We start from the raw sequence: 25,933 nt of genomic DNA on the forward strand, positions 1-25,933 counted from the left end.
GTTTAAATTGTGTTCGCCCACCAAGGGCCAATTGAATTTGATGGAGTTGTTTTTATGGGCCCATGGCTCGATAGCGTGACCGGTTGGCTGACGGTCAATCCGCAGTGGTTGGCCGCGGCAGTGTTCATTGTGGCTTGTATTGAATGCCTGGCGATTGCCGGGCTGATCGTGCCCGGCACAGTCTTGTTGTTTGCCGTGGCAGTGCTGGCCGGCAGTGGCGCGTTGTCATTGGGTGAAACGCTGCTACTGGGTTTCCTCGGCGGCGTGCTGGGCGACATCGTTTCGTACTTTTTAGGGCGACATTTCCACCAGAACATCCGTCGCCTGCCGGGGTTGCGTCATCATCCGGAATGGATGGCCGGGGCCGAGGCGTATTTCCAGCGCTATGGCATCGCCAGCCTGTTGGTCGGACGCTTTATCGGCCCGCTGCGGCCGATGTTGCCGATGGTTGCCGGGATGTGTGACATGCCCTTCCCGCGCTTCGCCGTCGTCAGCCTGTTGGCTGCCGCAGGCTGGAGCCTCGCCTATCTCCTGCCGGGCTGGGCCACCGGGGCCGCTATCCGCTTGCCATTGCCGGAAGGTTTCTGGCCTGAAGCCGGGGTTGTCGCCGGCAGCATTGCGGTGATGGTCGGTCTGAGCGCAAACAGCAGCCTGCGCCGCCATCGCCGGGCGACCATCTGGATCAGCAGCATGAGCCTGTCGATCCTGATCGGCCTGTTCATCGGCTATCCGCACCTGACCGCCCTCGACCAAGGATTGATGACCTTGATCCAGGAACACCGCAGCCCGCTGCTCGATGAAGTGGCCGTGGTGTTCACGCTGATCGGTGAATTTCGCAACATGTTTATGCTCAGCGCGCTGCTGACCGTCTTGCTGTTGCTGACACGACAATGGCGACACGCGCTCTTCGCCGGCGGCACCCTGCTGTTCACCGCGCTGGGCAACACCGCGACCAAGCACTTTTTCGCCCGTGTGCGCCCGGAAGTGCTGAGTGATCCACTGACCAGCTACAGCATGCCCAGCGGCCATGCCTCGGGCTCTTTCGCATTGTTCTTGACGCTCGCGGTGCTGGCCGGTCGCGGACAACCGCCGCGCATGCGCCTGACCTGGTTATTGGTGGGCTGCTTGCCGGCGCTGATGATTGCCTTGTCACGGGTGTACCTGGGCGCGCACTGGCCGACCGATGTACTGGCCGGCGCGATGTTGGCGGCGTGCGTGTGTGCGGCGAGTCTTTGGCTCACTCAACGCCAGACTTCGCTCAACGCCATGCCGCCGAAAATCTGGTGGCTGGTACTGCCGTCGTTGGTGGCGTTGTTCGGTTTCTTTGTGTTGAGGCACATGCCGCATGCGATGTTGAGATACGCGTACTGAAAAGATCAAAAGATCGCAGGGGGCAGCGGGGGTAGCCATTTCATTAGGGTGTACGCCAATTTAATGTAGGAGCTGCCGCAGGCTGCGATCTTTTAGCGCACGTCAGGTAAACAACTCACCCTGCAACTCATCCAGCAACGCCTGAATCGCATCCAGGCGCTGCTGCGGATCATCAAGTTGCAGCAGGTCTATCTTGTCCACCTCGGCAAACGGCAACAGGTAGGCCAACTGGTTGGCCAGCGACTGTTGCCCCGTCGCTTCGGTTCCCATGCTCAGCGCTTCGACCATCGGGTGTTCCGCCAAAGCCTTGAGCAGCGCGACCAGGTCGGCGTCCTCATCCTGTAGCGGTTGCTCGGGCTCGTCTTCCAGCCACTCGACGTCGGCAACGATCAACTGGTCGCGCTGCACCTCGGTGCCCACAACATGGAAACGCCGCCCGCCCTTCACCCGAATGCCCAGCAGGCCATTGTCCTGCTGGTGGAAGTCGGTGATCAGCGCCTCGCACCCCACTCGTGCATAGCCTTCGGGGGCGATGCCGACTTCTTCGCCGTCGAGGATGCACACCACGCCGAAGCCGCCGCCCTGCTTCATGCAGCGACCAATCATGTCCAGGTAGCGCGCCTCGAAGATCTGCAAGTCGAGGATGCAATCCGGAAACAACACCGTGTTCAGCGGAAAAAGCGGCAGACTCATAGACATTTCCTTACACCACCATCGACACCGCCAACGGCAGGAACACCGCCGTGGCCACGCCCATCAGACTCATCGCCAGTGCCGCAAAGGCACCGCACTCTTCACTTTCCTGCAAGGCCACCGAAGTGCCGACGGCGTGGGCGGTCATGCCCAGGGCCATGCCGCGGGCCTCTGGGCTGTGAACACCGAGACGGGTCAAAAGACTCGGCCCGAAGATCGCCCCAATCACTCCGGTAATCAACACGAACACCGCCGCCAACGCCGCGACGCCACCAATCTGCTCCGCCACCAGCATGGCAATCGGCGAGGTGACTGATTTGGGCGCCATGGTCATCAGGATCATGTGTTCGGCACCGAACCACCAGCCCAGCAACACCCCCATGCCCGTGGCGACTACACCACCTATCACCAGCGTAGTAAATATCGGCCAGAACAACTGCCGGATCCGTCGCAGGTTGAGGTACAGCGGCACCGCCAGCGCAACAGTGGCCGGCCCGAGCAAGATGCTGAGGATCTCGGTGCTCTTGCGGTATTCGACGTAACTCAGACCGCAACCGACCAGTACAGCGATGACCAGCAACATGGAGACCAGTACCGGTTGCAGAAAAACCCAGCGGGTTTTCTCAAAGGCTGCCAGCACCAACTGATACGCACCCAGCGTAATGCCAATACCGAACAATGGATGATGAATCACCGACGCCCAGGCGCCGTGCCAATCGAAAATCATTGGCCGTCCTCGTGATCAGCGTGAGGCTTGACCATGCGCTGCATCAGCACGCCGGCGAAGGCCATCGACAACAGCAGCGACAGCACCAGCGCACCAGTGATCGCCCAGAAATCCGCGGCAATGTCGGCGGCGTAAACCATCACGCCCACGGCCGGTGGCACCAGCAGCAACGGCAGGTAACGCAACAGGCTGCTGGCCGCGAGGTTCAGGGGTTCACCGACTTGACCGCGGATAATCAGATATCCCAGCAGCAGCAACAGGCCAATGATCGGCCCCGGCAGTACCGGCAAAAACAGATGATTGAGGGCGGTGCCAAGCAATTGAAAAAGCACCAGCCAGGTCAGGCCACGTAACAACATCCACACCTCCCGCGCGCGTTCCCCACAAAGAAGGGGCCCGGCATTATAAGCATGCCAACGCTATGAATCGGCATTCGCCAAAAGCATGGATAGTTGACCGGAGCAATTTGCCATGTTGATCTAAAGTGGTTCGCAAGGGGGTCATACCCCCGCTCGAAAAACTAAAAACCGATGAACCCAAGGAGAGTCTCAATGCCCTATGTTCCAGTTGCGGAGCTCAAAGATTATGTCGGCAAGGAACTCGGACGTTCCCAGTGGCTCACGATCGATCAGGAACGCATCAACCTGTTCGCAGAAGCCACAGGCGATTATCAGTTCATCCATGTCGATCCGGTCAAAGCTGCGCAAACACCTTTTGGCAGCACCATTGCCCATGGTTTCCTGTCGTTGTCACTGATCCCCAAACTGATGGAAGACATCCTCATCCTGCCCGAAGGCGCGAAGATGGTGGTTAACTACGGTCTGGACAGCGTTCGTTTCATCCAGCCTGTGAAGGTCAATTCCAGGGTGCGTCTCAAGGTCGACATGAACGAGGTCATCGAGAAGAAACCCGGCCAATGGCTGCTCAAGGCCACCGCCACGCTTGAAATCGAAGGGTCGGACAAACCGGCGTATATCGCCGAGCCACTGTCCCTCTGCTTCGTGTAAAGCATCCCGGATGCGAAGCAGCTCACGCTGTTTCGCGCCGTGTCTGTGCCGTGTCTCTATAAATGCGACACATAGCTGCGGCATACTCGGTCGCCTAATTGCCCGGATCCCGCTATGCGCACACTTGCACTCCTTGCTCTGACCCTGTTGCTCACCGCTTGCGGCGATGGCGAATCGCTGTTGCCCCCCGATGCCCGTCTGCCGGACGGCGGACGCTATCGCGGTGATCTGGTCAATGGCTTGCTGCAAGGCGAGGGCCGCATCGATTACCCGAACGGCAGCTGGTACGCCGGCCAGTTCGACAAAGGCCAATGGCATGGCCAGGGCGAATGGCATGGCAGCAACGGCGAGGTCTATCGCGGGCAATTCCAGCAAGGGCTATTCGATGGCCAAGGCACCCTGACCACCACTGGCAGCAGCTATACCGGCGGTTTCAAGGCGGGTAGACGCGACGGTGAAGGTACCCTCAAAGAAAACGCCATGACCTACCGCGGCGAATTCAAGGCCGATCAATACTCAGGGCTCGGTCGTCTGGAACTCGAAGACGGCAGCCAGTACCAAGGTCAATTCGCCCACGGCAAACCCAACGGCGAAGGCCAGCGCAGCGATGCCAGCGGCAATCTGTTCACCGGGCATTTCGCCGACGGTCAGCTGGAAGGCAATGGCACCTTCAACAGCGCCGATGGCGATATCTATGTCGGCGGCTTCAAGAACAATCAACTGCACGGCAAGGGCCGCTACGAGAACGCCGATGGCGATGTCTGGCTCGGTCACTTCAAGGAAGGCGTGCTCAGCGGCAAGGGCGAGTTGATCGGCGCCGACGGCAGTCACTACATCGGCCAGTTCAGCGACTGGCGATTCACCGGCCAGGGTCGCCTGAACCTGGCTGATGGCAGTTTCTATGTCGGCCAGTTCGACGGCGACAACTATCAGGGCCAAGGCACTCTGGTACTGACCGATGGCACGGTGCAAAGCGGCACCTGGATCAGTAGTCAGCGCGTGCGCGACGCCGACGGCAAGCTGCTTCCCGACCCTCTCGAACTCGGCTTGCTGGCTCAGGGGCGCTTGCTCGACGATGCACTGGCCAACGTGCCGGCCTCGACCCCGGCGGTCGAACTGTACACCTTGACCCTGGGTGGCGACGGCAAGCAGAGCGTGTTCCTGCGCGAGTCCGACTACGTCGCCAACATGCTCGCCAGCCGTTTTGGCGCCTTCGGCCAGATCCGCCTGGTCAACCATCGCGATCACCTCGGCGACCGGCCGATGGCCACCCGGGAGAACCTGCGCCGCGCCGCCCAGACCCTGGCCGAACGCAGCGGCCCGGAAGACTTGCTGTTCATTTATCTGACCAGCCACGGCACCAGCGAACACGAACTGGTGCTCGACCAGCCCCGCATGGAACTGGCCGACCTGCCGGCCGACGAGCTCGCCGCCGTCCTCGCGCCCCTGAAGAAGCGCGACAAAATCATCGTGATTTCATCCTGCTATTCCGGCGGTTTCATCCCCGCCCTCAAGGACGAACGCACCCTGATCATGACCGCCTCGCGCGCCGATCGAGTGTCCTTCGGGTGTTCGGAAGAAGCCAACTTCACTTATTTCGGCGACGCGCTGTTCGCCCAGGCGCTGAACCAGACCGACGATCTGGAGCAAGCCTTCAAACTGGCCAGGGCCACCGTGGCCGAGCGTGAACTGGCCGACAGCTTCGAAGCTTCCGAGCCACAGATCTGGGCGCCGAAAACCGTTATCAGTCATTGGCAGCTGTTGCGTAAACAACAGGCACGAAAGGCACTGCAAAGTGTCTCTATCAGCAAGGATGAAAAGAGCAACTAAGCTGAATAGTATCAAGGGGGAATTACTATGTACTTGACGCCTCAGCATGTATTGCTTGCCGGAGCTACCGGATTAACCGGTGAACATTTGCTTGACCGTCTGCTCAACGAGCCAACGATTACACGGGTATTAGCCCCCTCACGCCGGCCATTGGCCGAGCATCCTCACCTGGAAAACCCGGTCGGCGACCCGGCGGTGTTTTTGCCGCAATTGAACGGTCGCGTCGACATTGCCTACTGCTGCCTCGGCACCACGATCAAGCAAGCCGGCTCCGAGCAAGCGTTTCGCGCAGTGGACCTGGACATGGTGGTGGCCTTCGCCAAACGTGCGCGGGAAATGGGCGCACGGCACTTGATCGTGATCAGCGCCTTGGGAGCCGATCGCAGATCCTCGATTTTCTACAACCGGGTTAAAGGCGAGATGGAACACGCATTGCGCGCGCAGAACTGGCCGCAGCTGACCATTTGCCGGCCTTCGCTGTTATTGGGCGATCGCGTCGAGCCGCGACTAGGCGAGCGGGTTGCCGGCCCGTTGTCGAAATTGATTCCGGGCAAGTACCACGGCATCGAAGCCTGCCAACTGGCCCGCGCCATGTGGCGCCTGGCGCTGGAAGAGCAGGATGGCGTGCGGATTGTCGAGTCGGATGAGTTGCGCAAGTTAGGCAAGTAATCTTGCGGCGTCTGATTGGACGCCATCGCGAGCAGGCTCGCTCCCACATTTGATTGGCGGCGTTCACATATTCTGTGTCCACTGAAGATCTAATGTGGGAGCGAGCCTGCTCGCGATAGAGCGCGAAGCGCTCTCCTACAATCCGCCAGTCGCTTGAAAACTTACGCCAATCACCGTCAACAACGACAGTGGCAACAGCAACGTGTCGAGCAATGCACTGGCCGGCAGATCAACACCCGGATAACTCGGCGCTTCGGCGCCAAATCTGTCCATGGCGCAGCAACCGCCATTCATCGCATACAAATCCAGACGCGTCCCCGAATAAACCACCGGCGCTCCAGGCTTGGCGGCATCAAGGGTTCGTGCCGTGGCGCAGCCCGCCAATTGCAAAGCCAACAGGATGATCAGCAGCTTATTCATCGCTGCTCAAATGGTGTTCGCCCCAGCGCGGCAGCATGTCTTGCGGGATATTCAAACAGTTGAGAATTCGCGCCACGACGAAGTCGATCAAATCATCAATGGTCTGCGGCTGGTGATAGAAGCCCGGTGACGCCGGCAGAATGGTCACGCCCATGTTCGACAGCTTGAGCATGTTCTCCAGATGAATGCTCGAATACGGCGCCTCGCGCGGTACCAGAATCAGCTGGCGGCGCTCCTTCAAGGTCACGTCGGCAGCCCGTTCGATCAAGTTGTTGCAGGCCCCGGTCGCGATAGCCGACAAGGTTCCGGTGGAACACGGCACCACCACCATCGCCGCTGGCGAGCCAGAGCCCGAAGCCACCGGCGACATCCAGTCTTCCTTGCCGTACACCCGAATCTGCCCGGCGGCGGCGCCGGTGTATTCAGTGAGGAAGGCTTGCATCATCTGCGGTTTCGACGGTAGCGAGACATCAGTCTCGGTGGCCATCACCAGTTGCGCGGCCTTGGAAATCAGGAAGTGCACCTCGCGGTCTTCACGCACCAGGCAATCGAGCAGGCGCAAGCCGTACTGGGCGCCCGAAGCGCCGGTCATCGCCAGCGTGATGCGTTCCGGACCATTGTTCATTGCAGCGCCTCGGCCAGTTTGCCGTGCAGGCCGCCGAAGCCGCCGTTGCTCATGATCACCACGTGAGTGCCAGGCTGAGCCTGGCTCTTCACGCGCTCGATGATACCTTCCAGCGAATCACTGACGATCGACGGCACGGTGCACAACGCCGCAGTGGCACCCAGATCCCAACCGAGGTTGGCCGGCGAATACCAGATCACCTGATCGGCATCGACCACACTTTCCGGCAAGCCATCGCGGTGAGCGCCGAGCTTCATGGAGTTGGAACGTGGCTCGATGATCGCGATCAATGGTGCGTCGCCAATGCGTTTGCGCAGGCCGTCGAGGGTAGTGGCGATGGCAGTCGGGTGGTGTGCGAAATCGTCGTAAATGGTGATGCCACGGACTTCCGCGACTTTTTCCATCCGCCGCTTCACGCTTTTGAACGCGCTCAGTGCCGCGATGCCCATCGACGGCACTACGCCGACGTGACGCGCAGCAGCCAAGGTAGCCAAGGCGTTGGCGACGTTGTGTTGACCGGTCATGTCCCACTCGACCACGCCTTGAACGGCGCCTTCGAACATTACTTCGAATTTCGAACCGTCTTCACTGAGCAGTTTGACTTGCCACTGACCGCCGGCACCGGTGGTTTGCACCGGGGTCCAGCAGCCCATTTCGATGACGCGCAGCAATGCCGGCTCGGTGGTCGGATGAATCACCAGGCCTTCGCTCGGGATGGTCCGAACCAAATGGTGGAACTGCCGCTCGATCGCTGGCAGATCAGGGAAGATGTCGGCGTGATCAAACTCAAGATTGTTCAGGATCGCCGTGCGCGGACGGTAGTGAACGAATTTCGAGCGCTTGTCGAAGAACGCGCTGTCGTATTCGTCGGCTTCGATCACGAAGAACGGCGTATCACCCAGACGCGCCGACACCGAGAAATTTTGCGGCACGCCGCCGATCAGGAAACCCGGGCTCATGCCGGCGTGTTCCAGGACCCAGGCGAGCATGCTGCTGGTGGTGGTTTTGCCGTGAGTGCCGGCAACCGCCAGCACCCAGCGGCCTTGCAACACGTGATCAGCCAGCCATTGCGGGCCGGAGACGTACGGCAGGCCTTTGTTCAGCACGTATTCGACGGCAGGGTTGCCGCGGGACATGGCATTGCCGATCACCACCAGGTCCGGGGCCGGATCGAGCTGCGCCGGGTCGTAACCTTGGGTCAACTCAATGCCCTGGGCTTGCAGCTGAGTGCTCATCGGCGGATAGACGTTGGCATCGGAGCCGGTCACGTGATGGCCCAGCTCTTTGGCCAGAACCGCCATCGAACCCATGAAAGTGCCGCAAATACCAAGAATATGAATGTGCATAGTCGACCTCGTAAAACATGGCCGCAGGTTAGCGTAGGGAGGGGAAAATCGCACCTTGTGTTTCAAGACAAACACCACACCCCCCCTGTAGGAGCGAGGCTTGCCCGCGAAGGCGTCCTCGAGTACGCCAAAAGCTTCGCGGGCAAGCCTCGCTCCTACAGGGGCAGGATCCGGTGTATCTAGCGAGCGATACCGTGTTTGCGCAGCTTTCTGTAGAGGGTATTGCGGCTGACGCCCAGTTGTTCGGCGGTGTGGGTCATGTGCCAGCGCTGCTGCTCCAGCACAGTCAGCAACGCCAACCGCTCGGCATCGTCCAGCGGATACTCGGACGGTTCGTCAACCACCGACACCGTTACTGCCCGGGCCTGGCGAATCGTCGCCGGCAAATCCTCCAGCCCGATCCGGCCGCCGTCACACAGCGCTACCAGGGTCCGCAGCACATTGCGCAGCTGCCGCACATTGCCCGGCCAGGCAAAATCCAGCAAGGCCTGCCGCGCCGGGGCATCAATCAGCACCATCTCCCCGCCCGCCTCTTCGGCCAGCAAAAAGTCGAGCAACTGTGATTTGTCAGCGCGCTCGCGCAGCGCCGGTAACGCAACCTCCAGCCCATTGAGCCGGTAATACAAATCCTCGCGAAAACTGCCGTCCTGAACCCGCTCAAGCAGATTGCGGTGAGTGGCGCTGATGATCCGCACATTGACCGATTCCGGCTCACCGCCAATCGGCACCACCTGACGATCTTCCAGCACCCTTAATAGACGGGTCTGCATGCTCAGCGGCATGTCACCGATTTCATCGAGGAACAAAGTCCCGCCATCAGCCTGCTGCAACTTGCCGCGCATGCCTTCCTTGCGGGCACCGGTGAAGCTGCCGCCGCGATAGCCGAACAGTTCGCTCTCGATCAAGCTTTCGGGGATCGCCGCGCAATTGAGTGCGACGAAAGATTTTTCCGAGCGTTGACTGGCCTGATGCACGGCTTTGGCGAAGGCTTCCTTGCCGGAACCGGTTTCGCCGTTGATCAGCAACGGCACGTCCCGTTCAAACACGCGCAAGGCCTTGCGGAAATCCTCCTGCAACGCGGCATCGCCCAGGCAAATGCCTGACAAGCGCGGATGCTCGGCAACCATCGGGCTTTGCACCACCGGCACCGGAATACTGCGCGGCTGGCCGCGCAATACGGCAAACAACCGCCGCCCGTCACGGGTGCGCAATGGCCAACTGGCGCTGGCATTGGCGCTCGCACGGCCGAGCAATTCATCCAGCGAGCAGTCGAAAAATGCCTCCACCGGTTTGCCCAACAGCCCGCCACGAATATGCCCCAGCAAATTCAGCGCACTCTGGTTCACCGCACAAATCCGCCCTTCCCCGTCAAACGCCAGCAACCCTTCGCTGAACAGCCCGACAGATTCGGCCTGCAGATGAAAACGCAGCAACCATTGATTGTCGAAGTAACGCAGGAAATAGCAGCTCTCGATCATCTTCGCCGACAGATTGACCAGGGCCATCGTGTGGAACTGGCTCTGACGTGAAACCTCGTGACGCGCCGAAGACACGTCGAGCACCGCCAGCAGCTCGCCGTGAGGATCGAACACCGGGCTTGCCGAGCAGGTCAGGCCGGTATGTCGGCCACGAAAATGTTCGTCCTGGTGGATGGTCAGGGACTGACGCTCCACCAGGCAGGTGCCGATGCCGTTGGTACCTTCGCAGGCTTCGCTCCAGTCAGCGCCGAGCCAAAGGCCGGCGCGCTCGAAAATCTTCCGTTCGGCGGGCGCGGTGACGCAATTGAGGATCACCCCGCGGGCGTCGGTCAGCAGCACCGCGTGGCCGGCGCCGGAGAGTTGCTGATGAAGGCTGGTCATTTCGTTGCCGGCGATCTGCAGTACTTGCTGCAAACGTTCACGGCTTTCCAGCACGCGGCCATGTTCGAGCACCGTCGGCGCCATGGTCAGGGCCGGGTCGAGGTGATAGTCCTCAAGACAACGCAGCCAGGAACGGGCAATGGACGGATCGCTGCCGGGACCGTGCAGGTGGGATTTGCCTTGGGTCACGGTCAGCACTTGCTGGGCATGGCGACTCAAATGGTTGTCGTGCATTTCTTATTATTCTCCCCGAGAGGTTGACACCGACCCTGTAGGAGCGAGGCTTGCCCGCGAAGAACGATAACGCGGTGCATCAGGCAAACCGAGTCATGGCCTTCGCGGGCAAGCCTCGCTCCTACAGAGAGGGAGGTTCGAGCATCCTCCAGCCTAGCCTCCAATGCAATGCTGGCAAAACCCATCGGTCACAAGCTGTGCCACAAACGGTACAAAGTGTCACGGAGGCTGTACCGCAAGCGTCACAAACGCCGCCCATCTGTCCGACAAAAAACACGCAAGGCCTTGATTTACCTGACCTGCAAGGCGCTGGCCCGACCTTTGCTCTACGCTTAATGCAGCGCTTTAGCGCGTCCTCCCTTATAAGCACAAAAGCCAAGGAGAAACCCATCATGCGTTACGCTCACCCCGGTACTGAAGGCGCTATCGTTTCGTTCAAGAGCAAATACGGTAACTACATCGGCGGCGAGTTCGTCGCGCCTGTCAAAGGTCAGTACTTCACCAATACGTCGCCGGTCAACGGCCAACCTATTGCCGAATTCCCGCGTTCCACAGCCGAAGACATCGAAAAGGCCCTGGACGCTGCCCATGCCGCCGCCGATGCCTGGGGCGCCACGTCCGCCCAGGCGCGCTCGCTGGTCCTGCTGAAAATCGCCGATCGCATCGAACAGAACCTGGAAGTGCTGGCGATCACCGAATCCTGGGACAACGGCAAGGCTGTGCGCGAAACCCTCAATGCCGACATCCCGCTGGCCGCCGACCACTTCCGCTACTTCGCCGGTTGCATCCGCGCCCAGGAAGGCAGCGCCGCCGAGATCGACGGCAACACCGTGGCCTATCACATTCATGAACCGCTGGGCGTGGTCGGGCAGATCATTCCGTGGAACTTCCCGATCCTGATGGCCGCCTGGAAACTCGCCCCGGCCCTGGCCGCCGGCAACTGCGTGGTCCTTAAACCGGCCGAGCAAACGCCACTGGGCATTACCGTGCTGATGGAACTGATCGGCGACCTGCTGCCGCCCGGCGTGCTCAACGTGGTGCAAGGCTTCGGCAAAGAGGCCGGGGAAGCCCTGGCCACCAGCAAGCGCATCGCCAAGATCGCCTTCACCGGCTCGACCCCGGTCGGCTCGCACATCATGAAATGCGCCGCCGAAAACATCATTCCGTCCACCGTGGAGCTGGGTGGCAAGTCGCCGAACATCTTCTTCGCCGACATCATGCAAGCCGAACCGACTTTCATCGAGAAAGCCGCCGAAGGCCTGGTGCTGGCATTCTTCAACCAGGGAGAAGTCTGCACCTGCCCGTCCCGCGCCTTGGTGCAAGAGTCGATCTACGACGAGTTCATGAAAGTGGTCATGAACAAAGTCCTGCAAATCAAACGTGGCGACCCGCTGGACACCGACACCATGGTCGGCGCCCAGGCGTCCGAGCAGCAATTCGACAAAATCCTTTCGTACCTGGAAATCGCCAAGGGCGAAGGCGCCGAACTGCTGACCGGTGGCAAGGTGGAAAAACTCGAGGGCAGCCTGGCGACCGGGTATTACATCCAGCCGACCCTGCTCAAGGGCACCAACAAAATGCGCGTGTTCCAGGAAGAAATCTTTGGCCCGGTGGTGAGCATCACTACCTTCAAGGACGAAGCCGAAGCCCTGGCCATCGCCAACGACACCGAGTTCGGCCTGGGCGCCGGCCTCTGGACCCGCGACATCAACCGCGCCTATCGTATGGGCCGCGCCATCAAGGCCGGTCGCGTGTGGACCAACTGCTACCACCTGTACCCGGCGCACGCTGCGTTCGGTGGCTACAAAAAGTCCGGCGTCGGTCGTGAAACCCACAAAATGATGCTCGACCACTATCAGCAGACCAAAAACCTGCTGGTGAGCTACGACATCAATCCGTTGGGCTTCTTCTAAAAATCGGGGGCGATGCAGGTAGTTCTGCATCGCCCTTCAGTTGGCCATCGCGGGCAAGCCCGCTCCCACAGTGATTTGGGTCAACCCCAATAGGTGAATGTATCCCATAACCCTGTGGGAGCGGGCTTGCCCGCGATGGCGTCCTTAAATACACCGTAAATCATCGCCCTGCTGGTCTGGCATGGGCTTTGCGTGCCCGCATCACACATAAACGCCATACCCGAAAGTCCAACAGATCAAACAATAAAAAAGACAGAGAGGACTTATGACTTCTACTACACAGCTCAAACCCACACTCGGCACCCTGCATTTATGGGGTATTGCCGTCGGCCTGGTGATTTCCGGCGAGTACTTCGGCTGGAGTTACGGCTGGGGCACCGCAGGGACCCTGGGTTTTCTCGTCACCGCCCTGATGGTGGCGACGATGTACACCTGTTTCATCTTCAGTTTCACCGAATTGACCACCGCCATTCCTCACGCTGGCGGGCCGTTTGCCTACAGCCGCCGGGCCTTCGGTGAAAAAGGCGGACTGATCGCCGGCATTGCGACCCTGATCGAATTCGTCTTTGCGCCACCGGCAATTGCCATGGCCATCGGCGCCTACCTCAACGTGCAATACCCGGAGCTGGACCCGAAGATCGCCGCTGTTGGCGCCTATTTCGTGTTCATGGGCTTGAATATCCTCGGCGTGAGCATTGCCGCCACCTTCGAGTTGGTGGTCACCGTGCTGGCGGTCGCCGAATTGCTGGTGTTCATGGGCGTGGTCGCCCCGGGCTTCAGCTTCAGCAATTTTGTGCTCAATGGCTGGTCAGGTTCCAACGAATTCACCATGGCCTCGATCCCCGGCATCTTTGCGGCAATCCCTTTCGCGATCTGGTTCTTCCTCGCCATTGAAGGCGCCGCCATGGCCGCTGAGGAAGCCAAGGACCCGAAACGCACGATTCCCAGGGCTTACGTCAGTGGCATTCTGACCCTGGTGTTCCTGGCCATCGGCGTCATGGTGATGGCTGGCGGCGTCGGCGACTGGCGCCAACTGTCGAACATCAACGATCCACTGCCTCAGGCGATGAAAGCCGTGGTCGGCAACAATTCGACCTGGATGCACATGCTGGTATGGATCGGCCTGTTCGGCCTGGTAGCGAGTTTCCACGGGATCATTCTTGGCTACTCGCGACAGTTCTTCGCCCTGGCTCGCGCCGGTTACCTGCCCAAAGGGCTGGCCAAACTCTCGCGTTTCCAGACGCCGCACCGGGCGATTCTGGCGGGCGGCGTAATCGGCATCGTGGCGATCTACAGCGACGGCCTGATCAACCTGCAGGGCATGACGCTGACGGCTGCGATGATCACCATGTCGGTATTCGGCGCCATCGTGATGTACATCATCAGTATGCTGAGCCTGTTCAAGTTGCGTAAAACCGAGCCGAACCTGGAACGCACCTTCCGTGCACCGGGCTACCCGATCGTACCGGGCATCGCGCTGTTTCTGGCCGTGGTGTGCCTGGTGGCGATGGCGTGGTTCAACACCTTGATCGGGTGTGTGTTCCTCGGGTTCATGGCCGCCGGTTACCTGTACTTCCAACTGACCGCCAAACAGCGTTCCGACGCGCCGGCGGATGCAATGCTCGAAGGTATTTAATTGCACCGGTGCCGGGCGCACGCCCTATTTGGGAGCGCCCCATTCCTGTAGGAGCGAGGCTTGCCCGCGAAGGTGTCCTCGAGTACGCCAAAAGCTTCGCGGGCAAGCCTCGCTCCTACAGGTCATCAATTAACCAGGAGGACACCATGGCCGTATTTGCCCATACCGTCGGCGCCCAGACCTACCGCTTCGACAGTCTCAAAGACGTCATGGCCAAGGCCAGCCCGGCGCGCTCCGGGGATTTTCTGGCCGGCGTTGCCGCCCTCAACGATGGCGAACGAGTGGCTGCGCAGATGGCCCTAGCTGACATCCCGCTGACTCACTTCCTGCAGGAAGTACTGATTCCTTACGAGGCCGATGAAGTCACCCGGCTGATCATCGACACTCACGATAAACAGGCTTTTAAAGCAGTCAGCCACCTCACTGTCGGCGGCTTTCGCGATTGGTTGCTCAGCGACGCCGCCGACGAACAGAGCCTGCGCGCCCTCGCTCCGGGACTGACTCCGGAAATGGCCGCCGCCGTATCGAAGATCATGCGCGTGCAGGACCTGGTGCTGGTGGCGCAGAAAATCCGCGTGGTCACGAAATTCCGCGGCACTCTGGGCCTGCGCGGCCGGCTCTCGACACGCCTGCAACCCAATCACCCCACCGACGAACCGGCCGGCATCGCCGCGAGCATTCTCGACGGCCTGCTGTACGGCAACGGTGACGCGATGATCGGCATCAACCCGGCTACCGACAGCATCGCTTCGATCTGCGCCATGCTGGAAATGCTCGATGCGATCATCCAGCGCTATGAAATTCCTACACAGGCCTGCGTGTTGACCCACGTCACCACCTCCATCGAGGCGGTGAATCGCGGCGTTCCGCTGGACCTGGTGTTCCAGTCGATCGCCGGCACTGAAGCGGCCAACGCCAGTTTCGGCATCAACCTCAACGTCTTGCAGGAAGGCTATGACGCGGGCCTGAGCCTGAATCGGGGCACGTTGGGCCAGAATCTGATGTATTTCGAGACCGGCCAGGGCAGCGCCTTGTCAGCCAACGCTCACCACGGCATCGATCAACAGACCTGCGAAACCCGCGCCTATGCCGTGGCACGCCATTTCAAACCGTTTCTGGTGAACACCGTCGTGGGCTTCATCGGCCCGGAATACCTCTACAACGGCAAACAGATCATCCGCGCCGGCCTCGAAGACCACTTCTGCGGCAAGCTGCTGGGCGTGCCCATGGGTTGCGACATCTGTTACACCAATCACGCCGAGGCAGATCAGGATGACATGGACACCCTGCTGACCCTGTTGGGCGTGGCCGGGATCAACTTCATCATGGGCATCCCCGGCTCCGACGACATCATGCTCAATTACCAGACCACCTCGTTCCACGACGCCCTCTACGCCCGGAAAACCTTGGGCCTGAAACCGGCGCCGGAGTTTGAACAGTGGCTGGCGAACATGGGCATCTTCACCCAGGCAGACGGCAAAATTCGCTTCGGCGACAACCTGCCGCCGGCCTTCCGCCAAGCCATGGCGCAACTGGGATGAGTATTGAGATGGATAAACCACCTGTCGATCCACAAAACCCATTGCTGGAACTGCGGCGCCTGACCCCGGCACGTATTGCCCTCGGTCGTACAGGCACCAGTATGCCGACCAGCGCACAGCTGGATTTTCAGTACGCCCATGCACAGGCCCGGGACGCGGTGCACCTGCCGTTCGACCACATGGGGCTCAGTTCGCAACTGACCGAGCGTGGACGTGAGAGTTTGCTGCTGCACAGCGCCGCCACGGACCGGAACAGCTATCTGCAGCGCCCCGATCTGGGGCGCAAGTTGAGTGATCAGTCGGCGCAGACCCTGCGCGACTACGCGCGGAGCCATCCTGGCGGGGTGGATCTGGCCGTCGTGGTGGCCGATGGTCTCTCGGCACTGGCCGTTCATCGCCACACCTTACCGTTTCTGGCGCGCATGGAAGAACAGACAGCCGCTGAGGGCTGGTCCCTGTCGCCGGTGATTCTGGTGGAACAGGGCCGAGTCGCTGTGGCTGATGAGATTGGTGAGCTGCTGGGCGCAAAAATGGTGGTCATATTGATCGGCGAACGCCCCGGATTGAGCTCACCAGACAGCCTGGGGTTGTATTTCACCTATAATCCCAAGGTCGGACTGACAGATGCCTATCGCAACTGCATCTCGAATGTCCGGCTCGAAGGCTTGAGTTACGGCATGGCGGCACACCGCTTGCTGTATTTGATGCGCGAAGCCTGTCGGCGGCAGTTATCGGGGGTCAGTCTGAAGGACGAAGCCCAGATTCAGACGCTGGAGTCGGACATTGGTGCAGATATGAAAGGTAATTTCCTACTGAGCCCGTCGGATACCTGAACCGTTTCCGCATTGCGTTTCTATTCAGGTTTCAGGCAGGATCGATGCACGGCCGCCAGGGTTCCCCGTCGCCGTCACCACGTAAGACAGCCACTTGAAGACGAGACCTACCATGCGGATTATTCAAGCGACCCTCGAACACCTCGACCTGCTGACCCCGTTGTTCGTCAAATATCGTGAGTTTTACGGTTCCCTGCCGTATCCGGACTCGTCCCGGGCGTTCCTCGAGAAACGCCTGCGGCGCAAGGAATCGGTGATCTACCTGGCCCTGGCCGATGACGACAACAACAAACTGATGGGTTTTTGTCAGTTGTACCCGAGCTTTTCGTCTCTTTCGCTTAAACGCGTGTGGATCCTCAACGACATCTACGTCGCCGAAGACGCCCGCCGCCAGTTGGTGGCCGACAACCTGATCCGCACCGCGAAAAAAATGGCCAAGGAAACCAATGCCGTGCGCATGCGCGTGTCCACCAGCAGCAATAACGAAGTCGCGCAGAAAACCTACGAATCCATCGGATTCAAGGAAGACACCGAGTTCAGGAACTACGTGCTGCCCATCAGTGACGGGCTGTAACGCACTGGGGCCTTTGTGGCGAGGGGGCTTGCCCCCGTTCGGCGGCGCAGCCGTCGTAAAACCTGAGCATGCGGTGTATCAGAAAAACCGTGACTACCTGGTTTAGGGGTCGCTTCGCAACCCAACGGGGGCAAGCCCCCTCGCCACAAGGATTGTGCAAAGCCAACAGACTCATGGTCGCCCCATCGACATCCCCCGCTACAAACTCGACGCGTTTTTCACTTGTCACCCCGTATAATGCCCATTCTTCCGGCTCGTAAGAAAAATCACACTTAGCTGTAGTCTTACGCGAAGCCATCCGCACAGGCCTGCAGAGTCGGGCCATCACCACAGGTGCTTTCCATGGATTTCAACCCGATCGACCTTATCCTGCATCTCGATGTTTACCTCGACCTGCTGGTAACTAACTACGGGGCATGGATTTACGCCATTCTGTTTCTGGTGATCTTCTGCGAAACCGGTCTGGTAGTTATGCCATTCCTGCCGGGCGACTCCCTGCTGTTCATCGCTGGCGCCGTAGCGGCCGGTGGCGGCATGGACCCGGTGCTGCTGGGCGGCCTGCTGATGCTGGCGGCGATTCTCGGCGACAGTACCAACTATGTGATCGGCCGCACCGCCGGCGAAAAGCTGTTCAGCAACCCGAACTCGAAAATATTCCGCCGCGACTACCTGCAACAAACCCACGACTTCTACGACAAGCACGGCGGCAAAACCGTGACCCTGGCGCGTTTCATGCCAATCATCCGTACCTTTGCCCCGTTCGTCGCCGGTGTCGGCAAAATGCCTTACCCGCGTTTCTTTGCCTTCAGTGTTCTCGGAACCATCCTCTGGGTGGGCGGCCTGGTAACCCTCGGTTACTTCTTCGGCAACGTACCGTTCATCAAGAAGAACCTGTCACTGCTGGTAGTGGGCATCATCCTGCTGTCGCTGCTACCGATGATCATCAGCGTGATCCGCAGCCGCCTCGGGAATGCCGCGTCCAAAGCCGAACCCCGCTGACTCACGATGTGGTCCCTTAGCGCCTGGCGACGCCAGCGCACCCTGACCAGGCATCCGATTGCCGACGACATGTGGCAACGGGTGCGCCATCACCTGAGCTTTCTCGATGGCCTCAGCGCAGCCGAAGACCAGTGGCTGCGGGAAGCCTGCGTGCTGTTCCTGCAAGACAAACACCTGACCGCCCTGCCCGGCGTCGAGCTTCACCAGGAGCAACGCCTGCTACTCGCCGCCCAGGCCCAATTGCCGCTGCTGCACCTGGGCGATCTGAACTGGTATCAGGGCTTTCACGAAATCATCCTCTACCCCGACGATTTCCTCAGCCCCCAGCGCCATCGCGATGCCAGCGGCGTTGAGCACGAATGGGACGGCGAACACAGCGGCGAAGCCTGGCAGCAAGGCCCGATCATCCTAGCCTGGCCCGGCGTGATGGCCAGCGGTGGCTGGGAAGGCTACAACCTGGTGATCCACGAACTCGCGCACAAACTCGACATGCTCAATGGCGACGCCAATGGCCTGCCCCCGCTGCATGCCGACATGCGCGTCAGCGACTGGGCCAGGGTCATGCAAGAGGCCTATGACGACCTCGACCGGCAACTGGATCGCAACCCTGACGCGCAAACAGCCATCGACCCATACGCGGCGGAAAACCCCGCCGAGTTCTTCGCCGTCACCAGCGAATACTTCTTCAGCGCCCCGGATTTGCTGCACGAGGCTTATCCACAGGTTTATGAGCAGCTGAAGCTGTTTTACCGCCAGGACCCGTTGGCCCGGTTGCGGCAACTTCTGGCCGAGAACCCGGTCTATCAGGCACACGACTAAGGTCTACACGACCTCTGGCACATAGCAACGGTGGCGGAATATGCCTATAATCGCCGCCACTTTTTGGTCAATCCGGCCAAGTTTTTCTGGTCAACTAACGGGGGCACCGCCCAATGAGCTACAGCAAGATTCCGGCTGGCAAAGACCTGCCGAACGACATCTACGTCGCGATCGAGATCCCGGCCAACCACGCGCCGATCAAATACGAAATCGACAAAGACAGCGATTGCCTGTTCGTTGACCGTTTCATGGCCACCCCGATGTTCTACCCGGCCAACTACGGTTACATCCCGAACACCCTGGCTGACGACGGTGATCCCCTCGACGTGCTGGTCGTGACCCCTTACCCGGTTGCCCCAGGTTCGGTGATCCGCGCACGTCCAGTCGGCATCCTGAACATGACCGACGACGGCGGCGGCGATGCCAAAGTGATCGCGGTTCCACACGACAAGCTGTCCCAGCTGTACGTCGACGTGAAGGAATACACCGACCTGCCTCCGCTGCTGATTCAGCAGATCGAGCACTTCTTCGCGAACTACAAAGATCTCGAAAAAGGCAAATGGGTGAAGATCGAAGGCTGGGCCGGCGCAGATGCCGCCCGCGACGCGATCACCAAGTCGGTTGCTGCCTATAAAGGCTGAGAAGCCGCGGTAAGCTTCTAGCTGCGACGTTTGAAGAAGAACCCCGGTTGATCCGGGGTTTTTTGTGGGTGCTCCGCTCAGACACTGACCTTTAACGGTACGTGGAACGCTTCTTGGCTTCGGTTTTTGCCTGTTTAATTTCCACTAAAAGCGCCTTACATCCAGTCTTAAATTTCCCTCGAAATTTGAACGGATCGTTTATTCAAACCCCCATCCTGCGCCAGTAGACTCGTGTTTATGAAAAAGAACACTAGCGGCCCACGATTTAAAGCGCTCCTTGAAGCAGCGAAAATCACAACCACAGGATTTGCCGCTTTCTTCGACACGGAAGCGCAAAATATCCATAACTGGTACACCCGAGGTGTGCCCGCCTACCGCATGGAAGAGGTCGCTAGACTACTGTCTGTAAACAGCGACTGGCTGAAAACCGGCGAGGGCCCAAAAGAGTCCTCACGCCTGCGCGTGCTCGACGAATCCGGCAACACCTTCGACGCCCAGGCCATCCGCGGCATCTATACGGTGATCGAGTCCATCGACGTCGAGCTGCCCTTCTACATAGAAACCGCCACCGCCCCGGGCTCCAACAAAACTCACGTTATCAAAGACCCCAGCCAATCCATCCGCCTGCCACGCGGCCACCTGGACTCCCTGGAAATCAACCACGCCGACGCCATTTGTACCCACATGATCGGCAACAGCATGGGCGAAAAGATTGAAGATGGTTCGACGCTTGCGATCGACCGCGGGCTTACCCAGGTTATTGATGGGGAGATTTATGCGATCGAGCACGACGGGATGTTGCGGATCAAATACCTGCATCGGATGCCGGGGAATGCGTTGCGGTTGCGCAGCTATAACAAAGCCGAGTATCCAGACGAGATCTTCAATGCCGAGCAGATCGACAAGCAAAACATCAGGGTATTGGGGTGGGTATTCTGGTGGTCGACGCTCAATAAACGCCGGCCGTCTGTGCCCTTCCTGTAAGCACGCAACCCTGTGATCCACTGTGGCGAGGGGGCTTGCCCCCGTTCGACTGCGCAGCAGTCGCAAACCATTCACTATGGCGGACAGTACGCTTACCGGGTTTACGACTGCTTCGCAGCCGAACGCGGCCTTCGGCAGCTGCTACACAGCGCAATCCCTCTACCCCGCATACCAAGCTGGGAATTTCTCAAAAAAATCAGTATGCTGCGCCCCACATTTGCGCATCGACCCTTCTTCAGGCTCAGATCGCACCGACAAGGCAGATGACTTTCTCGCCAAGTCCCACAGCCGGACGCAAGATCCGGGTGTACGTTTTGAAGGCTGGCGCGGTTTACCAAAAATAAACCAAGCCAGTCCCCGAGAAGCCGGCCACAAGCCGGCTTTTTAATGTCTGGAAATAAATCCTGAATATGCTTTGACCAATTCACCTGCAGACAACCCATATGTTGAGCCGCACATGAGGCGACATGCTGTCCGACAACTGGACGGTGAGCCGAATAGGCGTCATATTCGGCTCACTATATGAGCCGAATAGCATTTTTAATCGGCTCAGTCATTCCAAGAGTACCGACTCCATGGCACCTCACTGGATCTGGCAGCAGCCTGATTGGCCGAACTTTCAATGGCAAGCCGAGCGTTTGGCGCCACTGTTGCGCGACTGCGTTCAGGCGCAAGGTCGGTTGATGGGCATGGCCAGTTCGGTAGGCCGCTCGTTGAGCGCGCAAAGCGAACTGGATGCGCTTTTGCAGAACATCGTGACCTCGTCGGCGATTGAGGGCGAACAGCTGAATATCGGCTCGGTTCGTTCGTCATTGGCGCGACGATTGGGGCTGGAACAGGTCGCGGGCGATAAAATCAGCCAGCGCAGCGAAGGCCTTGCGCAATTGATGCTCGACGCGACCCGGCATTTCGCTGAACCACTGACATTGGTTCGATTGCTGGATTGGCACAAATGGCTGTTTCCTGAGCAAGACACGGATCTCGCCGCCCGATCGATCCATGTCGCAGCCTTGCGCGGCGACGAGCCGATGCAAGTGGTGTCCGGGCGCCTCGACAGGCCTACCGTTCACTTCGAAGCGCCGCCTCGCCTTGGTCTTGAACGACAACTCGATACCTTCCTGACCTGGTTTGAAGCCAGCCGAAATCAGATTGGCCTCGACCCTTTGCTGCGGGCCGGCGTCGCGCATTTCTGGTTCGTGACGTTGCATCCTTTCGACGATGGCAACGGTCGCCTGACGCGAACGATCACTGATCTGGCCTTGGCTCAGGGCGAGGCTCAGGCCATCCGTTTCTACGCCATGTCGGCGAGCATTCTGGGTGATCGTTCAGGCTATTACCGAGTGCTGGAAACCAGTCAGAAAGCCACGCTGGATATCACCGAGTGGCTGGAGTGGTTCCTGCAAACCTTGTTGTGCAGCTTGCAGCAAGCCATGACGCGGATTGAGTCGGTACTGGGCAAGGCGCGTTTCTGGCAGGCACATCGGGAATCCGGACTGTCGACCGAGCAGACCAAAGTACTGAATCGCTTGCTCGATGGTGGGGAACGAGGTTTCGATAATGGCATCAGCGCCGCTCAATACCAGGCAGTGGCAAAGGTTTCCAAAGCCACCGCAACCCGTCATCTGGCCGAACTGCTGGAGAAGGGCTGCCTGAAACGCCTGCCCGGCGGCGGGCGCAGTACTCGATATCAAATCTGCGATCCCGATGACTCAACAGATTAATCATGATCGATATAGCACTGTGGCGAGGGGGCTTGTCGGAACGCCGCATCGCCCCGTTCGGCTGCGTAGCAGTCGCAAATTGCTGAATGCGGTATGCCTGAAGAAACACGCCGTCTGGTTTAGGGGCCGCTCCGCGCCCCAGCGGGAGCAAGCTCCCTCACCACAGGGTGTGTTTTCACCCGGAAACTGCAGCGTCATAGACCCCGCTTATTTGCCCATAACCCCTATGTCTGCTAGTGTCGCGCCGGTTTAACGTCAACCGGAAATAGCCGCCATGGCCCGCAAAAAAGCTGCACTGGATTTCGAACAATCCCTCGCTGACCTGCAAACGCTGGTGGAGCGTCTGGAGAACGGCGAATTATCGCTGGAAGACTCGCTGACTGCTTTCGAGCAGGGCATCGGTCTGACCCGCGATTGCCAGGCGGCGCTGGCTCAGGCCGAGCAGAAGGTTCAAGTGCTGCTCGAGCGTGATGGTGAGCTGGCCGAGGAACCCTTCGACGCGGATCAGCCAGAATGATTGCGGCGTATTCGGCGACCAGCCAGGCCCGCGTCAATGCTGCACTGGAAACCCTGTTCAACGCCCCAGGCCCTGAACTCGCCCGCCTCTATGAAGCCATGCGCTACAGCGTGATGAACGGCGGCAAGCGCGTGCGCCCGTTGCTGGCTTACGCTGCATGTGAGGCGTTGGGCGGCAAGGCCGAGCAAGCCAACGGCGCGGCCTGTGCGGTTGAGCTGATCCACGCCTATTCGCTGGTGCACGATGATTTGCCAGCCATGGACGACGACGATCTGCGTCGCGGCCAGCCGACGACGCATAAGAAATTCGACGAAGCTTGCGCGATCCTCGCTGGTGACGGTTTGCAGAGCCTGGCCTTCAGCGCCCTGCTCGACCCGCGCCTGAGCAGTTGCGACGCCGAAATCCGTCTGCAGATGGTTAGCGCCCTGGCGTTGGCGGCGGGCCCGGCGGGTATGGTCGGCGGGCAAGCTATCGATCTCGGTTCGGTGGGTCTGAAGCTCGATCAAAAAGCCCTTGAATACATGCACCGGCACAAGACCGGCGCGTTGATCGAGGTCAGCGTCAAGCTCGGTGCCTTGGCCAGCGGTCATGCGGCGAAGGACGAACTGAAGTCCTTGCAGAGTTATGCACAGGCCATCGGCCTGGCATTTCAGGTCCAGGACGACATTCTCGACGTTGAAAGTGACACCGAAACCCTCGGCAAGCGCCAAGGCGCCGATATCGCTCGGGACAAGCCGACCTACCCGGCACTGCTCGGTCTCGACGCGGCCAAGGCCTACGCCCTGGAACTGCGCGATCAGGCCCTGCACGCGCTGCGACCGTTTGACGCGGCGGCTGAGCCATTGCGCGATCTGGCCCGGTACATCGTCGATCGCCGCAGCTAACGGCGTATCCGCCAAAAAAAACCAACGCGTGGGCAGGGGGCGATGCATCAGGTAAACTGCCGCATCTTTTATACCTATAACGATTCGCCTGATGCCCACGACGTTTCATGAGATTCCCCGCAAGCGCCCGACCACGCCCCTGCTCGACCGTGCCAACACGCCGGACGGCCTGCGCCGGTTAGGCGAAGCCGAGCTGGAAACCCTGGCCGATGAGTTGCGCCTGGAATTGCTCTACACGGTCGGTCAGACCGGTGGGCATTTCGGTGCCGGCCTGGGCGTGATCGAGCTGACCATCGCGTTGCATTACGTCTTCGACACCCCGGACGACCGGTTGGTGTGGGACGTGGGTCATCAGGCCTACCCGCACAAAATCCTCACCGGCCGTCGCGAGCGCATGGGCACCCTGCGCCAGAAGGACGGCGTTGCCGCCTTCCCGCGTCGTTCCGAGAGTGAGTACGACACCTTTGGCGTCGGTCACTCCAGCACGTCGATCAGCGCAGCGCTGGGCATGGCGATTGCCGCCCGCCTGCAACACAGTGATCGCAAGGCGATCGCAGTGATTGGCGACGGCGCACTGACCGCCGGCATGGCCTTCGAGGCGTTGAACCACGCGCCGGAAGTGAATGCCAACATGCTGGTGATCCTCAACGACAACGACATGTCGATCTCGCGCAACGTCGGCGGGCTGTCGAACTATCTGGCGAAAATCCTTTCCAGCCGCACTTACGCGAGCATGCGCGAAGGCAGCAAAAAGGTTCTGTCGCGTCTGCCCGGCGCCTGGGAAATCGCCCGTCGCACCGAAGAATACGCCAAGGGCATGCTGGTTCCCGGCACGCTGTTCGAAGAGCTCGGCTGGAACTACATCGGCCCGATCGATGGCCACGATCTGCCGACCCTGATCGCCACCCTGCGCAACATGCGCGATCTGAAAGGCCCGCAATTCCTGCACGTGGTCACCAAAAAAGGCAAAGGCTTCGCTCCAGCGGAAGTCGACCCGATCGGTTACCACGCCATCACCAAACTCGAACCTGTGGATGCTCCGGCCGCCGCGCCGAAGAAAGCCGGCGGGCCGAAGTATTCCGGTGTGTTCGGTGAATGGCTGTGCGACATGGCCGCGGTCGATCCGCGCCTGGTCGGGATTACCCCGGCGATGAAGGAAGGCTCCGACCTGGTGGCGTTCAGCGAGCGCTTCCCGGAGCGTTATTTCGACGTGGCGATTGCCGAGCAACACGCCGTGACCCTCGCCGCCGGTATGGCCTGCGAAGGCGCAAAACCGGTGGTGGCGATCTATTCGACCTTCCTGCAACGCGCTTACGACCAGCTTGTGCATGATGTGGCGGTGCAAAACCTCGATGTGCTGTTCGCCATCGACCGCGCAGGTCTGGTGGGCGAGGACGGTCCGACACACGCGGGCAGCTTTGACCTGTCGTTCCTGCGTTGCATCCCCGGCATGCTGGTGATGACCCCGAGCGACGAAAACGAACTGCGCAAAATGCTCAGCACTGGCCACCTGTACGACGGCCCGGCGGCGGTGCGTTATCCGCGCGGCACCGGCCCGAATGCGCCGATCGCGAAAGACCTCGAGCCGATTGAAATCGGTAAGGGTGTCGTCCGCCGTCAGGGCAGCAAAGTCGCCCTGCTGGTGTTCGGCGTGCAATTGGCCGAGGCACTGAAAGTCGCCGAGAAGCTGGATGCGACCGTGGTCGATATGCGTTTCGTCAAACCGCTCGACGAAGCTCTGGTTCGCGAAATCGCCGGCAGCCACGAGTTGTTGGTGACCGTCGAAGAGAACGCCATCATGGGCGGTGCCGGTGGTGCGGTCAGTGAGTTCCTCGCCCGCGAGAACATCCTCAAGTCGGTGCTGCACCTGGGCTTGCCGGATGCCTATGTGGAGCACGCCAAGCCTGCGCAAATGCTGGCCGAATGCGGGCTGGATGAGGTTGGGATCGAAGAAGCGGTGCGGCAGCGCCTGCAATTGCTGGTCTTGTAACCCCCCTCCCCTGTAGGAGCGAGGCTTGCCCGCGAAGGCGATTCAACAGGCAACATAGATGTTGGACGTTACGGCCTCTTCGCGGGCAAGCCTCGCTCCT

The 25,933-nt window shown here is 60.0% G+C and carries 24 protein-coding genes; 17 read left to right on the plus strand and 7 right to left on the minus strand.

Annotated features, from left to right (window positions below; translation table 11 throughout):
* The first annotated feature begins 54 nt into the window (after positions 1-54).
* A complete protein-coding gene (locus AB7M22_RS23235; RefSeq protein WP_454187902.1) occupies positions 55-1,371 on the plus strand; it encodes a bifunctional DedA family/phosphatase PAP2 family protein in 1,317 nt (438 codons plus the stop codon).
* 102 nt (positions 1,372-1,473) lie between these two features.
* Here the strand turns inward: AB7M22_RS23235 and AB7M22_RS23240 are convergent, their stop codons facing one another.
* Genes AB7M22_RS23240 through AB7M22_RS23250 form a run of 3 tightly spaced genes read right to left on the minus strand, consistent with a single transcriptional unit; the run spans position 1,474 to position 3,150 of the window.
* A complete protein-coding gene (locus AB7M22_RS23240; RefSeq protein WP_454187903.1) occupies positions 1,474-2,064 on the minus strand; it encodes an LON peptidase substrate-binding domain-containing protein in 591 nt (196 codons plus the stop codon).
* Positions 2,065-2,074: 10 nt separating this feature from the next.
* The gene (locus tag AB7M22_RS23245) at positions 2,075-2,791 is read right to left on the minus strand and encodes an LrgB family protein (protein ID WP_454187904.1); all 717 of its coding nucleotides are present in this window, start codon (positions 2,789-2,791) and stop codon (positions 2,075-2,077) included.
* Complete coding sequence (locus AB7M22_RS23250; RefSeq protein WP_008009035.1) at positions 2,788-3,150, minus strand: CidA/LrgA family protein; 363 nt, start codon at positions 3,148-3,150, stop codon at positions 2,788-2,790. The genes AB7M22_RS23245 and AB7M22_RS23250 overlap by 4 nt, the downstream gene beginning before the upstream one ends.
* 192 nt (positions 3,151-3,342) lie before the next feature.
* Here AB7M22_RS23250 and AB7M22_RS23255 point away from each other — a divergent pair, with 192 nt between their 5' ends.
* The 3 genes from AB7M22_RS23255 (at position 3,343) to AB7M22_RS23265 (ending at position 6,297) form a co-directional block, all read left to right on the plus strand.
* Entirely contained in the window at positions 3,343-3,798 is a 456-nt protein-coding gene (locus AB7M22_RS23255) for a MaoC family dehydratase (RefSeq protein WP_052967098.1), read from the plus strand.
* 114 nt (positions 3,799-3,912) lie between these two features.
* A complete protein-coding gene (locus AB7M22_RS23260; RefSeq protein ID WP_454187905.1) occupies positions 3,913-5,628 on the plus strand; it encodes a C13 family peptidase in 1,716 nt (571 codons plus the stop codon).
* Positions 5,629-5,655: 27 nt separating this feature from the next.
* Positions 5,656-6,297: an oxidoreductase gene (locus AB7M22_RS23265; protein WP_007894345.1), complete on the plus strand. Its 642-nt coding sequence runs from the start codon at positions 5,656-5,658 to the stop codon at positions 6,295-6,297.
* A 135-nt stretch (positions 6,298-6,432) separates the two neighbouring features.
* Here AB7M22_RS23265 and AB7M22_RS23270 read toward each other — a convergent pair whose 3' ends face one another.
* The 4 genes from AB7M22_RS23270 to AB7M22_RS23285 form a co-directional block, all read right to left on the minus strand.
* Entirely contained in the window at positions 6,433-6,717 is a 285-nt protein-coding gene (locus AB7M22_RS23270; protein ID WP_008009029.1) for a YceK/YidQ family lipoprotein, read from the minus strand.
* The gene (gene ubiX, locus AB7M22_RS23275) at positions 6,710-7,342 is read right to left on the minus strand and encodes a flavin prenyltransferase UbiX (RefSeq protein ID WP_007894343.1); all 633 of its coding nucleotides are present in this window, start codon (positions 7,340-7,342) and stop codon (positions 6,710-6,712) included. Before ubiX ends, AB7M22_RS23270 begins: the two co-directional genes overlap by 8 nt.
* On the minus strand, positions 7,339-8,688 hold the full coding sequence (gene mpl, locus AB7M22_RS23280; RefSeq protein WP_008009026.1) for a UDP-N-acetylmuramate:L-alanyl-gamma-D-glutamyl-meso-diaminopimelate ligase: 1,350 nt from the start codon (positions 8,686-8,688) through the stop codon (positions 7,339-7,341). The genes ubiX and mpl overlap by 4 nt, the downstream gene beginning before the upstream one ends.
* 179 nt (positions 8,689-8,867) lie before the next feature.
* Positions 8,868-10,781, minus strand: coding sequence for a sigma-54-dependent Fis family transcriptional regulator (locus AB7M22_RS23285; RefSeq protein WP_454187906.1), 1,914 nt, complete (start codon positions 10,779-10,781; stop codon positions 8,868-8,870).
* A gap of 392 nt (positions 10,782-11,173) precedes the next feature.
* Here AB7M22_RS23285 and exaC point away from each other — a divergent pair, with 392 nt between their 5' ends.
* The 13 genes from exaC to dxs all read left to right on the plus strand — a co-directional run bounded on the left by exaC (position 11,174) and on the right by dxs (position 25,833).
* Complete coding sequence (exaC, locus tag AB7M22_RS23290; protein ID WP_030129557.1) at positions 11,174-12,694, plus strand: acetaldehyde dehydrogenase ExaC; 1,521 nt, start codon at positions 11,174-11,176, stop codon at positions 12,692-12,694.
* Positions 12,695-12,959: 265 nt separating this feature from the next.
* On the plus strand, positions 12,960-14,330 hold the full coding sequence (gene eat / locus AB7M22_RS23295; RefSeq protein WP_008009023.1) for an ethanolamine permease: 1,371 nt from the start codon (positions 12,960-12,962) through the stop codon (positions 14,328-14,330).
* 146 nt (positions 14,331-14,476) lie between these two features.
* Entirely contained in the window at positions 14,477-15,871 is a 1,395-nt protein-coding gene (locus AB7M22_RS23300; protein ID WP_454187907.1) for an ethanolamine ammonia-lyase subunit EutB, read from the plus strand.
* Positions 15,872-15,879: 8 nt separating this feature from the next.
* Positions 15,880-16,704: an ethanolamine ammonia-lyase subunit EutC gene (gene eutC / locus AB7M22_RS23305; protein WP_454187908.1), complete on the plus strand. Its 825-nt coding sequence runs from the start codon at positions 15,880-15,882 to the stop codon at positions 16,702-16,704.
* Positions 16,705-16,816: 112 nt separating this feature from the next.
* The gene (locus AB7M22_RS23310; protein ID WP_008009015.1) at positions 16,817-17,278 is read left to right on the plus strand and encodes a GNAT family N-acetyltransferase; all 462 of its coding nucleotides are present in this window, start codon (positions 16,817-16,819) and stop codon (positions 17,276-17,278) included.
* A gap of 342 nt (positions 17,279-17,620) precedes the next feature.
* Positions 17,621-18,277: a DedA family protein gene (locus AB7M22_RS23315; RefSeq protein ID WP_454187909.1), complete on the plus strand. Its 657-nt coding sequence runs from the start codon at positions 17,621-17,623 to the stop codon at positions 18,275-18,277.
* Positions 18,278-18,283: 6 nt separating this feature from the next.
* On the plus strand, positions 18,284-19,096 hold the full coding sequence (locus AB7M22_RS23320; protein ID WP_454187910.1) for a M90 family metallopeptidase: 813 nt from the start codon (positions 18,284-18,286) through the stop codon (positions 19,094-19,096).
* Between the two features lie 113 nt (positions 19,097-19,209).
* Positions 19,210-19,737, plus strand: coding sequence for an inorganic diphosphatase (gene ppa, locus AB7M22_RS23325; protein ID WP_008052339.1), 528 nt, complete (start codon positions 19,210-19,212; stop codon positions 19,735-19,737).
* Between the two features lie 237 nt (positions 19,738-19,974).
* Positions 19,975-20,721, plus strand: a complete 747-nt coding sequence (locus AB7M22_RS23330; protein WP_454187911.1) for a S24 family peptidase — start codon at positions 19,975-19,977, stop codon at positions 20,719-20,721.
* A gap of 575 nt (positions 20,722-21,296) precedes the next feature.
* Complete coding sequence (locus AB7M22_RS23335; RefSeq protein WP_454187912.1) at positions 21,297-22,442, plus strand: Fic family protein; 1,146 nt, start codon at positions 21,297-21,299, stop codon at positions 22,440-22,442.
* 274 nt (positions 22,443-22,716) lie between these two features.
* The gene (locus AB7M22_RS23340; RefSeq protein ID WP_007894317.1) at positions 22,717-22,959 is read left to right on the plus strand and encodes an exodeoxyribonuclease VII small subunit; all 243 of its coding nucleotides are present in this window, start codon (positions 22,717-22,719) and stop codon (positions 22,957-22,959) included.
* On the plus strand, positions 22,956-23,843 hold the full coding sequence (ispA, locus tag AB7M22_RS23345) for a (2E,6E)-farnesyl diphosphate synthase (protein ID WP_454187913.1): 888 nt from the start codon (positions 22,956-22,958) through the stop codon (positions 23,841-23,843). The genes AB7M22_RS23340 and ispA overlap by 4 nt, the downstream gene beginning before the upstream one ends.
* A gap of 91 nt (positions 23,844-23,934) precedes the next feature.
* Positions 23,935-25,833 carry a 1-deoxy-D-xylulose-5-phosphate synthase gene (gene dxs / locus AB7M22_RS23350; RefSeq protein WP_454187914.1) on the plus strand — a complete coding sequence of 633 codons (1,899 nt, stop codon included), beginning with the start codon at positions 23,935-23,937 and terminating at the stop codon, positions 25,831-25,833.
* The last annotated feature ends 100 nt before the right edge of the window (positions 25,834-25,933 follow it).

The sequence above is a fragment of the Pseudomonas sp. ADAK2 TE3594 genome (assembly GCF_053628675.1).